11 protein-coding genes, 4 tRNA genes and 1 rRNA gene are annotated in these 12785 nt (G+C 41.6%); 6 read left to right on the plus strand and 10 right to left on the minus strand.

Features of this window, described 5'->3' with window-relative positions:
• Positions 1–169: ribosomal RNA gene (locus WH214_RS02555) — 16S ribosomal RNA — on the minus strand; the annotation flags it as partial.
• A gap of 508 nt (positions 170–677) precedes the next feature.
• On the opposite strand from WH214_RS02555, the gene WH214_RS02560 reads away from it, so the two are divergent.
• The 3 genes from WH214_RS02560 to WH214_RS02570 are packed head-to-tail and all read left to right on the plus strand — an operon-like array spanning position 678 to position 2894.
• On the plus strand, positions 678–1178 hold the full coding sequence (locus WH214_RS02560) for a YfiR family protein (RefSeq protein ID WP_005401945.1): 501 nt from the start codon (positions 678–680) through the stop codon (positions 1176–1178).
• 4 nt (positions 1179–1182) lie between these two features.
• Positions 1183–2421: a sensor domain-containing diguanylate cyclase gene (locus WH214_RS02565; RefSeq protein WP_339422212.1), complete on the plus strand. Its 1239-nt coding sequence runs from the start codon at positions 1183–1185 to the stop codon at positions 2419–2421.
• Positions 2415–2894: an OmpA family protein gene (locus tag WH214_RS02570; RefSeq protein WP_339992799.1), complete on the plus strand. Its 480-nt coding sequence runs from the start codon at positions 2415–2417 to the stop codon at positions 2892–2894. The genes WH214_RS02565 and WH214_RS02570 overlap by 7 nt, the downstream gene beginning before the upstream one ends.
• 115 nt (positions 2895–3009) lie before the next feature.
• On the opposite strand, the gene WH214_RS02575 is transcribed toward WH214_RS02570, so the two are convergent.
• The 9 genes from WH214_RS02575 to WH214_RS02615 form a co-directional block, all read right to left on the minus strand.
• Positions 3010–3086, minus strand: a tRNA-Pro gene (locus tag WH214_RS02575).
• A gap of 18 nt (positions 3087–3104) precedes the next feature.
• Positions 3105–3180: transfer RNA gene (locus tag WH214_RS02580), tRNA-His, on the minus strand.
• Between the two features lie 35 nt (positions 3181–3215).
• Positions 3216–3292, minus strand: a tRNA-Arg gene (locus WH214_RS02585).
• A 46-nt stretch (positions 3293–3338) separates the two neighbouring features.
• Positions 3339–3415, minus strand: a tRNA-Pro gene (locus tag WH214_RS02590).
• A gap of 153 nt (positions 3416–3568) precedes the next feature.
• The gene (gene nadA, locus WH214_RS02595) at positions 3569–4636 is read right to left on the minus strand and encodes a quinolinate synthase NadA (protein ID WP_151836119.1); all 1068 of its coding nucleotides are present in this window, start codon (positions 4634–4636) and stop codon (positions 3569–3571) included.
• A gap of 146 nt (positions 4637–4782) precedes the next feature.
• Positions 4783–6003: a bifunctional glutamate N-acetyltransferase/amino-acid acetyltransferase ArgJ gene (gene argJ / locus WH214_RS02600; RefSeq protein WP_339422211.1), complete on the minus strand. Its 1221-nt coding sequence runs from the start codon at positions 6001–6003 to the stop codon at positions 4783–4785.
• A gap of 157 nt (positions 6004–6160) precedes the next feature.
• Positions 6161–6508 carry a hypothetical protein gene (locus tag WH214_RS02605; protein ID WP_339422210.1) on the minus strand — a complete coding sequence of 116 codons (348 nt, stop codon included), beginning with the start codon at positions 6506–6508 and terminating at the stop codon, positions 6161–6163.
• A gap of 192 nt (positions 6509–6700) precedes the next feature.
• The gene (gene secA / locus WH214_RS02610) at positions 6701–9424 is read right to left on the minus strand and encodes a preprotein translocase subunit SecA (RefSeq protein ID WP_339422209.1); all 2724 of its coding nucleotides are present in this window, start codon (positions 9422–9424) and stop codon (positions 6701–6703) included.
• A gap of 215 nt (positions 9425–9639) precedes the next feature.
• Positions 9640–9891 carry a hypothetical protein gene (locus tag WH214_RS02615; protein WP_339422208.1) on the minus strand — a complete coding sequence of 84 codons (252 nt, stop codon included), beginning with the start codon at positions 9889–9891 and terminating at the stop codon, positions 9640–9642.
• Positions 9892–10416: 525 nt separating this feature from the next.
• Between WH214_RS02615 and WH214_RS02620 the strand changes: the two genes are divergently transcribed.
• The 3 genes from WH214_RS02620 (at position 10417) to WH214_RS02630 (ending at position 12765) form a co-directional block, all read left to right on the plus strand.
• Positions 10417–11058, plus strand: a complete 642-nt coding sequence (locus WH214_RS02620; protein ID WP_339422207.1) for a peroxiredoxin — start codon at positions 10417–10419, stop codon at positions 11056–11058.
• A gap of 310 nt (positions 11059–11368) precedes the next feature.
• A complete protein-coding gene (locus WH214_RS02625) occupies positions 11369–12193 on the plus strand; it encodes an MBL fold metallo-hydrolase (protein WP_339422206.1) in 825 nt (274 codons plus the stop codon).
• On the plus strand, positions 12190–12765 hold the full coding sequence (locus WH214_RS02630) for a dual specificity protein phosphatase family protein (RefSeq protein WP_339422205.1): 576 nt from the start codon (positions 12190–12192) through the stop codon (positions 12763–12765). Before WH214_RS02625 ends, WH214_RS02630 begins: the two co-directional genes overlap by 4 nt.
• Positions 12766–12785: the final 20 nt, after the last annotated feature.

A 12785-nucleotide genomic window follows, 5' to 3' on the forward strand; every position in this document is an offset into this window, starting at 1 on the left:
GTATTAGCATTCCTTTCGGAATGTTGTCCCCCACTAATAGGCAGATTCCTAAGCATTACTCACCCGTCCGCCGCTAGGTCGTATAGCAAGCTATACTTCCCCGCTCGACTTGCATGTGTTAAGCCTGCCGCCAGCGTTCAATCTGAGCCATGATCAAACTCTTCAGTTAAAAATCATTAGTAGCTTATGGCTACAAATCTTGGCTCATCAATTTTCTGACAAATATTTCTCAAATAAACTTCGAGTAATTTTTACCATTCAATCAATGAAATATTTTCGATCGATCAATCAGTAAAAATCCACACAAGTTGTTCTTCATAATCTCTTAATGATCTTCTTGCTGATTCGTCACCAGCAAGCTAGGTCGGCTATACTACTCTCTTTCCAGAGAAAGTCAACTGGTTTTGTTAATTATTTTTAAACTTATTCAAGACTTCCAGATTCTACCACTTAGGCTAAATCCTTGTTTCTCAACAAGTTTTAATCAACATCACCGCCGATGGATGTGCATTCTACAGTATTTCTAATCCCTTGCAACACCTTTTTCTATTATTTTATTTCAAGCGCATATTTTTTGGTCAAAAATGTGTTTTTTGTCGATTATTAAAGCAATTTTAACCATCACTGTTTATTTTTCGTTAAAATAAGCTCACTTTCGCTGCCAAGCAAAATGAATAATGACAGCTTTTAAATACAAAATTTATTTAACCCTTTTGTCCTGCTTAATGATTTCTCAGGTACAGGCACAGCCACAACTAAATCTCCCTGCAACCACGTTGACGATTTTGAGCTATGTGCGTTGGAATACACCCAATCCTATTTCTTTATGCATTTTAAATAACAGCCAATTATCCAATCAGTTCATTCAAGTCAATCAGCAACTCAAGAGTGCGTATCAAATTCAAGCTGTCAGTTTGTCTGAATTAAATAAGGTTATGTGCAATGCTGTTTTTTTCTCAACCTACACACCACGTGAAGAGCAAAATATTATAAATAACCTAAAAGATGCTCCACTGACTTTTAGCTCTAACAATACTGAATGCGAATTAGGTAGCGCATTTTGCTTATATCAAAACAAAACGCGAACTTCCTTTAAGGTAAACTTGGCCAGCCTGTCCCAGTCCCAAGCACGTGTAGATCCACGTGTTTTATTATTAGCAAAATCTACGGAGCCTTAAGTCAATGTTTCGTAAAAGCTCTAATACTTCCCTACAAAAAATTTTTAGTCAGTCTCAATTGCTGATTTTTGCTCTTACTCTTGGAATTTGTAGTTTAATTTTCGTGGTGATTTCCATCTACACCATGAATACCTACGCCAAGCAAAGCCTTAATATTTTTAGCGCAACCTTAAGTGAGCAAATTCAACCTGCTGTCATTTTCAATGATCCTATTACACTACAGCAAACACTGAACAATCATATTCAGCAATATCCAATTCGCGCTATTCAAGTCATCAACCTACAAGGGAAACCACTGGCCGAAGCATACAAACCTACACCTGAGTTTGCTTGGATGGAAAATCTGTTTGATAAGGTCTTCTTTAAACACCCTGTGACACGCACTATCAAACATCAAAATAACCAGTATGGGACATTGATCATTTACGGTAGTGCCACTCAACTCATGAGCTTTTTCTTTCAGCTCTTGATTTGTCTCTCCGCTGGAATTTTTGTCATTCTGTTGATTATGTTGTGGTTGGTACATTCAACCTATCAAAAACTAATGCACTCGATTCAACCCATGGTCAATACTGTTGAAAGCCTTAATCTTGATACTCAATATCAAGCACGTCTTCCATCATCCCCCATTTATGAATTTCGCGTCATCAGTGGTGCATTTAATAATTTATTAGATAAAGTGCAGCGTACCAATGAAAAACTACAAAGCGAAAACTCTCAGTTATCACATCAAGCATTGCATGATCAGTTAACTGAACTCCCGAATCGTCATTATTTTTACAATATTTTGTTTAATCAATTTGAACACCCTGAGAAAAACCAGACAGCTCTCTTTTTTATCGACAACAATAACTTTAAAAACATTAATGATGTTTATGGGCACTTAGCAGGTGATGCCGTACTCAAAGAAATGGCTCAACGCTTAAAAAAGAATGTCAGAAGCCACGATGTGGTTGCTCGTTTAGGTGGTGATGAGTTTGCAATTCTGCTTCGTAATATCAAACACTATGATCATTTAGAACTAATTTGCGAGCATTTAATCGAATGCAGTAAAGCACCATTATATTTTGATCAACATCAGATTCATTTTAGTTTCAGTATTGGCGTTGCTTTCTCAAAATGTGCAACAACGCCTGAAGATTTGATTGCTGAAGCAGACAATGCCATGTATAAAGCCAAAAACTTAGCTCAAGGGTGGTACATCACACCTTGCCTAAATCCGGATCAGGAACCCTCATGTTAAAACATCTTTGTAAATTTATACTTATCGCAGGTCTTATCACTGCTTTATCTGGTTGCCTGAGTTTAGGGCATCTCAACTATAAACAAGCACGTATGCTGAAAAAACAAGGCTTCACCTTGACTGAAGAAGGCTGGACACTGAGACTGCCTGAAAAGTTATTGTTTGGTTTTGACCAATCTGATATTCAAGCAGCTCAAAAACCTGCACTCGAAGCACTTTCTAAACAGTTGCAGCAGTATAATTTGAATAAAATTAAAGTAGTTGGACATACAGATAATATTGGTGACCCAAGCTACAACCAAACACTCTCGGAGAAACGCGCATCAACGGTTAGCCAGATTTTTATCGAAACAGGGTTTAAAACTCAAAATATTCAGAGCATGGGTCGCGGTGCATCACAACCTCTGGTAGAAAATAGCAGCGAGGAAAATCGAGCGCTGAATCGTCGTGTGAATATTATTATTATTACTTAAGCATTTATTTTTTATCTTTAGCCTTCGTTACGAAGGCTTTTTTATGTACTTTACTAAATTTCAGGCATAAAAAAACCGCTTAACGCGGTATCTTTATCTCGACCATTTCAATAAATGGTCGGAGCAGTAGGATTCGAACCTACGACCCCCTGGTCCCAAACCAGGTGCACTACCAGGCTGTGCTATGCTCCGATTTCAACTTTTTAAAGTTGGGGTGAATGACGGGATTCGAACCCGCGACAACTGGAATCACAATCCAGGGCTCTACCAACTGAGCTACATCCACCATAACGTGTCGGTTCTTAATACCAAGCTACCTAATGGCGCGCCTGACAGGATTCGAACCTGTGACCATCCGCTTAGAAGGCGGATGCTCTATCCAACTGAGCTACAGGCGCATGACCAATAATACGAGGTATTATGGATAACCTTGCCTTGAAGAATTGGTCGGAGCAGTAGGATTCGAACCTACGACCCCCTGGTCCCAAACCAGGTGCACTACCAGGCTGTGCTATGCTCCGATTCATCTCAGCTTTTGTATCGAACATCTCGTTCGGTACGGTGTGCATTCTAGGCGTGACGCTTGATAACGTCAACACCTATATTTAAAAAAAATAAAAAAATCACGTCAAATGTATATTAATCAAGCGTTTCAGGCATTTTTTATACAAATTTTAACGTTTTAGCGATGCACTGAAATCCAACATGCGATCTAAAGGTAATTTCGCACGCTCAGCAAGTGCCGGGTCTACAAATATTTCCTGATCTCCACGCTGTAATACCTCTAAAATACCATCCAGCTCATTCATTGCCATCCATGGACAATGTGCACAAGAACGACAGGTTGCACCCTCTCCGGCTGTTGGTGCTTCAACCAAAATTTTGTTGGGCACCGCTTGTTGCATTTTGTAGAAAATACCCCGATCGGTTGCCACAATCAGTCGCTCATTGGGTAAAGTTTGCGCAGCTTTAATCAGTTGTGACGTACTTCCAACAGCATCAGCAACATCTACCACCGATTCAGGCGACTCAGGATGTACCAGCACCGCAGCATCAGGATAAAGCGCTTTCATTTGCGCGATGCCACGTGCACGGAATTCTTCATGCACAATACATGCACCATCCCAAAGCAACATGTCTGCGCCTGTTTTCTTTTGGATATAACGGCCTAAATGCTGATCGGGCGCCCAAATAATCTTTTCACCCAAACTGTCTAAATGCTCAATAATTTCGACTGCACAACTTGAAGTCACCACCCAATCAGCACGGGCTTTAACGGCTGCTGAAGTGTTGGCATAGACCACTACTGTATGGTCCGGATGGGCATCACAAAACTGACTAAATTCTTCAACAGGACAACCCAAATCTAAAGAACATGTAGCCTCTAAAGTGGGCATCAGAATGGTTTTATTCGGTGATAAAATTTTTGAGGTTTCCCCCATAAATTTAACGCCCGCCACCACCAAGGTCGATGCTGGATGATCACGACCAAAGCGGGCCATTTCCAATGAATCAGAAACACATCCGCCACTTAACTCGGCCAATTCCTGCACTTCAGGATCGCAATAGTAGTGCGCTACCAATACCGCATCGCGCTTTTTCAACTCGTCCAAGATTAAAGCAAATTTTTCTTGCTTCAGTTCCTCACTGAGCTTTGAGTCTTTGGTTTCACCCAAACGGTCCAAATGCGCCTGCACAATTGATTTTGCGTCATTGGCAATTAAATTGGTCGCATTGTTCATCATTCATTCATCCCTTCATGCTTGTCGGCAAGCAAGTCCCGCACTTAATTTATTGGCCAAATGGCTTCTCGGCTTTTGACCAATCATTCAAAAGTTCTTATGGTAAAAAAAGCCTCCAAAGGAGGCTTTTTTTACACTTGTTAAGATTAAGAGCGATAATCCGCATTAATCTTTACATAGTCATAAGATAAGTCACAGGTATACACTGTGTCTTTCGCTGCCCCGCGTCCTAGATCTACACGAATGGTCATTTCAGCTTGTGACATTACACGAGCACCTTCCGCTTCCGTGTAATCGGCAGCCGCGCCACCATCCTTACAGATTTGCACATCATCTAACCAAACTTGGATTTTTTCAACATCTAAATTTTTAACCCCAGCATAACCAATCGCAGCCAAGATACGTCCCCAGTTCGGATCTGACGCAAAAATCGCGGTTTTAACCAAAGGTGAATGCGCAATACTATAAGCAATATCACAGCATTCTTGCGTGTCATACCCACCTTCAACAGCAACCGTAATAAACTTGGTTGCTCCTTCACCATCACGCACAATTAGTTGTGCAAGACGTTTCATCATACGCGTGAGTACATCTAGCACTACGGTATAGCGTGCATCTTGGGCTGAGCTAATTTCAACACCACCCGCTTGACCCGTAGCCGCAAAGATACAGGAGTCATTGGTTGAAGTATCACCGTCAATGGTAATTCGGTTGAACGAAACATTAACCGTTTCGCTCAACAGTTGCTGAACCAACTCGCGACTGATAGGTGCATCGGTTGCAACATAGCCCAACATCGTTGCCATGTTGGGACGAATCATGCCTGCACCCTTAGAAATACCCGTCATGGTATACGTGACGCCATCCAATTCGAATTGCTCAGATGCGCCTTTCGGTGTGGTGTCTGTGGTCATAATCCCAGTAGCAGCGTCACCCCAAGCATCAGCGCTCAAACTATTTAATGCAGGCTGTAAACCATTTAACAAACGCTCCAACGGCAATTGTTCACCAATCACCCCTGTTGAAAACGGTAACACTTCCGTTGCTTGCACACCGGCAAGCTCAGCCAATTTTGCACAAGTACGTTCAGCATTCAGCATGCCTGTCTTGCCAGTACCTGCATTGGCATTGCCAGTGTTAATAATGAGGTAACGCGGATTCGCCACGTGTAAGTGCGCTTTTGACACATGCACGGGCGCTGCACAGAACGCATTTTGAGTGAAAACACCCGCAACATTCGTTCCTTCAGCAAATTCGAAAATGACAAGATCACGTCGGTTCTGATAGCGCACATAAGCTTCAGCCGTTCCGATTCTCACCCCTTTCACCACGTGCATTTGTGGCATTGATACGTCACCTACTGGCATTTTAAACGTCCAATTCATTTGTTAGAAAAAACACAGCTTATTAGAATTTTCAGAAAAAATCGAGCAGAAGACTTTGTTTGCTTTAACTTTTCAATGCACACTCATTTTTGACATAAAAAAACCAATCCGAAGATTGGTTTTATGCAGCAGCATTTGATTAATTTGAAGCAAGCTGTGCTGAGCTAGACAAAAGCGCTTGTTTAGCATTTTCTTGACTTACAGGAGAAAGCGCTGGGTTTGAAGCCACAATACGGTTCACCGTTGCTGCATTTACAGGAGCAATAGCAGCCGTTTGCAGAACTACTGGGCGTTGATTTGGGTTGGCAAAGGTATAACGAATACCTGTACGCGGACTTTGTACCGTAATATTACCATTGGCTTGTGCCGCAGGTGCTGTGGTTGCACCGCGCGCTTGTTGAACTTTAGCTGCGGTAGTGGTATCTGCAAATGCAAAAGTTGGAAGCGCTAAAGCTATAATCATGATTGGTTTTAATACTTTTTTCATTGTCTTTCCACTTTAGAGGTTTAGATGATGAGCAACTAAATAGCATTTAATGCCTAACACTGCAAATGCTATTCACATTATGCAACGCTTTAGCTGTAATCAAAATTGTATTTGGATTGATCTTAACGTCAATTTTTCAGTCATACCAATAAAAAGCAGAACCGAAGTTCTGCTTTTTCACTCGTTAACAGTTTAGATTTTACCGTGACACTGTTTATATTTTAGGCCTGAACCACATGGGCAAGGCGCGTTACGACTCGCAGGTGCAGTAAACTCTTCGACTGGCTCGTACTGTGCATCTACTTCTGCGAAGTGGCTTTGATCATCGGCCAACAAACCATCAAAGTCTGCATGCGACAAGTTCAATTGCATCGCTTCAGCTTGAGCTTGCTTTTGAGCTTCCATTTCAGCCAGCTCTTCAGCCGTTGGTACATGTACGCGAGATAAATCAGTCACAACATCCGATTTGATAATCGCCAACATATTTACAAATAAGTTATACGCTTCTTTTTTGTATTCTTGCTCAGGATTTTTCTGTGCGTAACCACGCAAGTGAATGCCTTGGCGTAAATAATCCATCGCCGCCAAGTGATCTTTCCAGTGACGATCCAGCGAGTTCAGCATGAAGTGACGCTCCAGCATAACTGCAGTTTCATCACCCATTTGTTCACGGCGACTACGGTAACGCTGTACTACTTCATCGGTAATACGCTCAACCAAAGATTCTTCATCTAAACGACGGTCATCTTCTAACCATTGGTTGATTGGCAAATCAATCGCGAGGTCTTCACGTAACGCTTTTTCAAGCCCATCAATATCCCATTGGTCATGAATTGACTCAGGTGGAATATAGTTAGAAATCACGCCTTGCATCACATCACGTTGCATCTCTTCGATATAATCTTGCAATGTGCTTTCAGCCAAAACTTCATCACGTTGTGAGTAAATAATTTTACGCTGTTCGTTGTTGACGTCATCGTATTTCAATAAGTTCTTACGAATATCGAAGTTACGTGCTTCAACTTTACGCTGCGCATTTTCAATCGAACGTGACACCATTTTATGCTCAATGGCTTCATCTTCTTGTAAGCCCATCGCACGCATCATGCCCACAACACGATCACCCGCAAAGATACGCATTAAGTCATCTTCAAGTGACAAGTAGAAACGTGACACACCAGGGTCACCCTGACGACCTGCACGACCACGAAGCTGGTTATCAATACGACGTGATTCGTGACGCTCAGAACCAATGATGTGTAAGCCACCAGAACTCAATACCATTTCATGGCTTTGCTCCCATTCAGCTTTTAAGCGCGCTTCATCTTCAGGGGTTGGGTTTTCAATTTTTGCCAGTAAAGCTTTCCAGTTACCACCGAGCAGAATGTCTGTACCACGACCTGCCATGTTGGTTGCAATAGTTACTGCACGCGGTGCACCCGCTTGCGCAATAATATCCGCTTCACGTTCGTGTTGTTTCGCATTTAACACTTCGTGCTGAATACCAGCATCACGTAATTTATCAGAAAGAATCTCAGAGGCTTCGATAGTTGCTGTACCAATTAAAATTGGGGCTACACCAGACTCATGCACACGTTGAATTTCTTGAATAATTGCGTTGTATTTACCATTACGATTTAAATAGATTAAATCGTTTTGGTCGAGACGAATCATTGGACGGTGCGTCGGAATGATGACCACGTCTAGACCATAAATTTCTTTCATTTCCGCAGCTTCAGTATCGGCAGTACCGGTCATACCCGAAAGCTTTTTGTATAGACGGAAATAGTTCTGGAAGGTTGTGGTTGCGAGCGTTTGGTTTTCAGGCTGGATTTCTAAGCCTTCTTTTGCTTCAACTGCTTGGTGTAAACCTTCTGACCAGCGACGACCTGGCATGGTACGTCCTGTGTTTTCATCGACAATAATGACTTCACCATCATTGATGATGTAATGCACATTGCGTTGATACAAGTAATGCGCACGAATGGCAGCGGTAACATGATGAACTAAATTTAAATTGGTCGATGAATACAGGCTTTCACCTTCAGCCAACAAGCCCATTTCAATCAGTTCATTTTCAACCGTTTCAAAACCAATTTCTGTCATTTCAACAGAACGTTGTTTTTCATCAATCCAGAAATGACCACCATCCGCGACTTTTTCTTCTTTCTGCGCATGCAGCTTGGGCGGAATGCTATTGATTGCAGCATACAACTGTGAAGAATCATCACTTTGCCCTGAAATAATCAAAGGCGTACGCGCTTCATCAATTAAGATCGAATCGACTTCATCGATGATGGCATAGATCAAACCACGTTGTTTTTTCTCAGCAAGCGAGAACACCATGTTGTCACGTAGATAGTCAAAGCCAAATTCGTTGTTGGTACCGTAGGTAATATCGGCACGATAGGCTTCAGCTTTCTCTGTTGGATCTTGCATGGAATAGATAATCCCGATGCTTAAACCCAAGAATTCAAATAGCGGACGGTTTAATTCAGCATCACGCTGTGCCAAGTAGTCATTCACGGTAATGACGTGAACACCTTGAGCACTAATCGCGTTTAAATAACAAGCCAAGGTACCCATCAGGGTTTTACCTTCACCTGTACGCATCTCTGCAATTTTACCTTCGTGTAAGGTAATACCACCGATCAGCTGTACATCGTAATGACGCATGCCCATTACACGCTTAGCTGCTTCACGGCAGACGGCAAATGCTTCTGGGAGTAATTTATCGAGGCTTTCGCCCTTGTTATATCGTTGTTTAAATTCTTCAGTTTTTGCAGATAAGTCTGCATCGCCAAGAGCGGATATCGTCGGCTCGAGCGCATTAATCTTGTCTACGATTTTACGCATGCGTTTGAGTTCGCGCTCATTTTTGGTACCGAAGATTCCTCCGATCAGACTTGCCAACATGAATAGACTCTCTAAATCTTGCTTGTCAAATGAATATGTTTTCTTAGTCGTTATTATGGTGCTAGAAATTTGAAGTACAAGGGCTTTACACAAAACCATTTAAAAAATCTATTCATTGTTTCTAGCCCGTCGAATCTAAGGCAAACTAATGTAACAAATTTTAAACAGCCGACATAGAGATTTCATCCGAACTCATCAGGATTCAACGGTCTTTTTTAAAGTAGCGACTTTAATTGTTTGCAGTTGTTCAAGGTTTTGCTTTCAAGCGCTTGATTTTGCCGCAGCGAGGCTTTCACCCCGTTATTGAATTGACTTGGATTCATGCTCTGTAGAAAACCCAAGAGTTGTTCATCATTGACTCGCATTGCGGTAAGAATCGGAACAAGCTGTACACAAGCAACTTGATAAATATTATTCGCATTCTGATCTCGAGCTAACTCCTGTTCGAGAGCTTGAGACAGTGCCACTTTCCGCTGTGTAAGGCTTTTTTGAGACGCTAGATATTGATCTGTAATTTGTTGTGGCGTTTGACGAGCAGTACTGACTTAGGCTTGTTTCAATTGCTCACCATTCTGCGCATGGGTTACTTCTAGTCCCCATAACACTACAGTCAGGACGATACCTATTTTTTTCATTGTTCTAATACTCAAGTTTTTTATACTTTGTGGAATTACTTTAAAAAACAACTATAAGTCAATCATGAAAAGAATTATAGCCAATCATAAACCGATCGTATGCTCAATCAATTCTATAGAGCGATACACTTCACAGAAGCAGAAAAAATCTCGTCTAAACACCGTTACCAAATATGCAAATAAGCGGTCTCTAAAGCAACAATGAGGTCATCTTTGGCATACCCAAATACAGAATACCTATCCGACCAATTATGAATATTTTGTATAAACAAATAATAAAACACTATTTTTCATGCAAAAGAAATTGCGCCATAGTGATGTTCATTCCATAGACATAAAGATAATTTGAGGTTCAACATGAGTTTACGTTTAGGCGACATCGCACCCAATTTTCAACAGACTTCGAGCGAAGGCGAAATCGATTTTTATCAATTTTTAGGCGATAGCTGGGGAGTACTGTTTTCACATCCTGCTGACTACACGCCAGTATGTACCACCGAGCTTGGCTTTACTGCAAAACTCAAAGATGAATTTGAAAAACGTGGAGTAAAAGCCATTGCCCTCTCGGTCGATGATGTCGAGTCACATCAGGGTTGGATTAAAGACATCAATGAAACCCAAAATACCACGGTGAACTTCCCGATCATTGCCGACCAAGACCGTAAAGTGTCTGAGTTATATGGTTTTATCCATCCAAATGCCAGTGAAACATTGACTGTACGCTCTTTAGTGATTATCGACCCAAACAAAAAAGTCCGTTTGATTATCACTTACCCTGCATCGACTGGTCGTAATTTCCATGAAATCTTACGCGTGATTGACTCACTCCAGCTGACCGATCATCACAAAGTTGCAACTCCTGCGAACTGGCAACAAGGTGAAGATGTGGTGATTGTGCCATCACTCAAAGATGAAGCTGAAATCGCACAGCGCTTTCCGAAAGGTTATAAAGCAGTCACCCCGTATTTACGCCTGACTCCACAGCCTGAGCAAGGATAAAATACTCTGCTGTTGCAGCAGACAAGTGAAGCCCGAAGTTTTGACCGAGCAGCCCCATTGAAAACAAAAATGGGGTATCGAACTCCAAGCAATCCAAAAGAGGAACCTAACCCATAAAAATACGTTCTAAGCTATCTTGTATGATCGTTTCAAACTCCAATGACGAGCCGAGTTTGAACTTTTGAAAGCCTGTCAATCGACAGGCTTTTTTCCGCTTAAAGCAGGCACATATGACTCTTTAACAAAATCAAACTGTTAAAACTCAAATCTTCCGTTATAACAGTCAAAACAATACGATAAAAATGACTTTATGATTTATAACATACACCATTTACATTGCGGCACCATGTGTCCGGTTTGTGCTCCGCTCTTTGGCCAAACAGGTTTTCAAGCTAAGGTGGTGTGCCATTGTCTTTTGGTTGAAACAGATCAAGGCTTAGTCCTGATTGATACAGGCTTAGGCATACAAGACTATCTACACACCAAGCAGCGTTTGGGGCAGTTGGTGGCTCGGATTGGAAAAATTGAACAAGACTTAGAATTAACCGCAATTGCACAAATCCAAAAACTTGGCTTTAGCCCAAAGGATGTCAAACACATTTTGGTTTCACATCTGGATTTTGACCATGCGGGGGGTATTTCCGACTTTCCCAATGCAACAGTACATATCCTGTCTAACGAATATAATGCGGCACAAAACCTGAAATCATTTAAAAATAAAGCCCGTTATAAAACACAACAATTTCAGCAGCATCGCCATTGGCACTTTATTGAGCCGATTCACGGTGACGCATGGTTTAATTTGACTCAAGTTCAAGGGTTTGACTTATTTCATAATGAGATTCTTTTGATTCCGCTGTTCGGGCATACTGAAGGTCACTGTGGCATTGCCATTAAAACCCAACAAGGTTGGAAATTCTTCTGTGGGGATGCCTACTACTCCCATCTAGAACTTAACCCTCAAAATAAACTTCGCAGCTTAAATGCGTTGGAAGTATTTTTTGCCGAAGATAATTCACAGCGCTTAAGCAACTTGCATAAAATTCAACACTTGGCACAGTCTGAACCAAGTATCGAAATCTTTTGCGCACATGACCCTGTTGAACTTTCACACCATCAGAGCCTGATCCTATGACCAAATATCTTGTTATGCTTTCTCTGTGTATCAGTGTTTCTGGCTGTATGACTACGCCTGCGCTGCCCGAGACAGAGCGTCCAAAACACTGGGGGCAGTCGATCCAACCTGCGCATAATTTCTATCAAATCAGTGAAACCATTTTTCGTAGTGAGCAACCTGATCAAGATTTAATTCAGAGTTTAAAAGCACAGAAAATTGATGTAATTATTAACTTACGCTCACGCAATCAAGACCTGAAAAAATTGTCCAACCAAGGGTTTAAACTGGTGCATATCCCAATTCATACATGGGCAATTGACCGAGAAGACTTGTTAAAGGTGATGCAGCAAATCCAACTTGCAGAGCAAAACCAGCAAAAAGTTTTACTGCATTGCTACCATGGTTCAGACCGTACAGGCGCAAGTGTGGCCATGTATCGCATTATTTTTCAAAACTGGTCTACCACTGATGCCTTGGCTGAGATGAAACATGGCGGTTATGGTTTTCATCCGATTTGGCAAAATATTGAGCCTTTATTTTGCCCCGAAAATATAAAATGGATTCAACAGCAACTGTTGAATCCATTTTAGTGAAGGCAATTGGGTTAACC

The sequence above is a fragment of the Acinetobacter sp. MYb191 genome (genome assembly GCF_037572605.1).
Classification (GTDB): Bacteria; Pseudomonadota; Gammaproteobacteria; order Pseudomonadales; family Moraxellaceae; genus Acinetobacter; species Acinetobacter johnsonii.

Excerpts from the sequence above, each read along its gene's own strand:
- WH214_RS02560 (WP_005401945.1), top strand. The coding sequence starts at position 678 with ATGACAGCTTTTAAATACAAAATTTATTTAACCCTTTTGTCCTGCTTA.
- WH214_RS02565 (WP_339422212.1), top strand. The coding sequence starts at position 1,183 with ATGTTTCGTAAAAGCTCTAATACTTCCCTACAAAAAATTTTTAGTCAG.
- WH214_RS02570 (WP_339992799.1), top strand. The coding sequence starts at position 2,415 with ATGTTAAAACATCTTTGTAAATTTATACTTATCGCAGGTCTTATCACT.
- nadA (WP_151836119.1), bottom strand. The coding sequence starts at position 4,636 with ATGAACAATGCGACCAATTTAATTGCCAATGACGCAAAATCAATTGTG.
- argJ (WP_339422211.1), bottom strand. The coding sequence starts at position 6,003 with ATGCCAGTAGGTGACGTATCAATGCCACAAATGCACGTGGTGAAAGGG.
- WH214_RS02605 (WP_339422210.1), bottom strand. The coding sequence starts at position 6,508 with ATGAAAAAAGTATTAAAACCAATCATGATTATAGCTTTAGCGCTTCCA.
- secA (WP_339422209.1), bottom strand. The coding sequence starts at position 9,424 with ATGTTGGCAAGTCTGATCGGAGGAATCTTCGGTACCAAAAATGAGCGC.
- WH214_RS02620 (WP_339422207.1), top strand. The coding sequence starts at position 10,417 with ATGAGTTTACGTTTAGGCGACATCGCACCCAATTTTCAACAGACTTCG.
- WH214_RS02625 (WP_339422206.1), top strand. The coding sequence starts at position 11,369 with ATGATTTATAACATACACCATTTACATTGCGGCACCATGTGTCCGGTT.
- WH214_RS02630 (WP_339422205.1), top strand. The coding sequence starts at position 12,190 with ATGACCAAATATCTTGTTATGCTTTCTCTGTGTATCAGTGTTTCTGGC.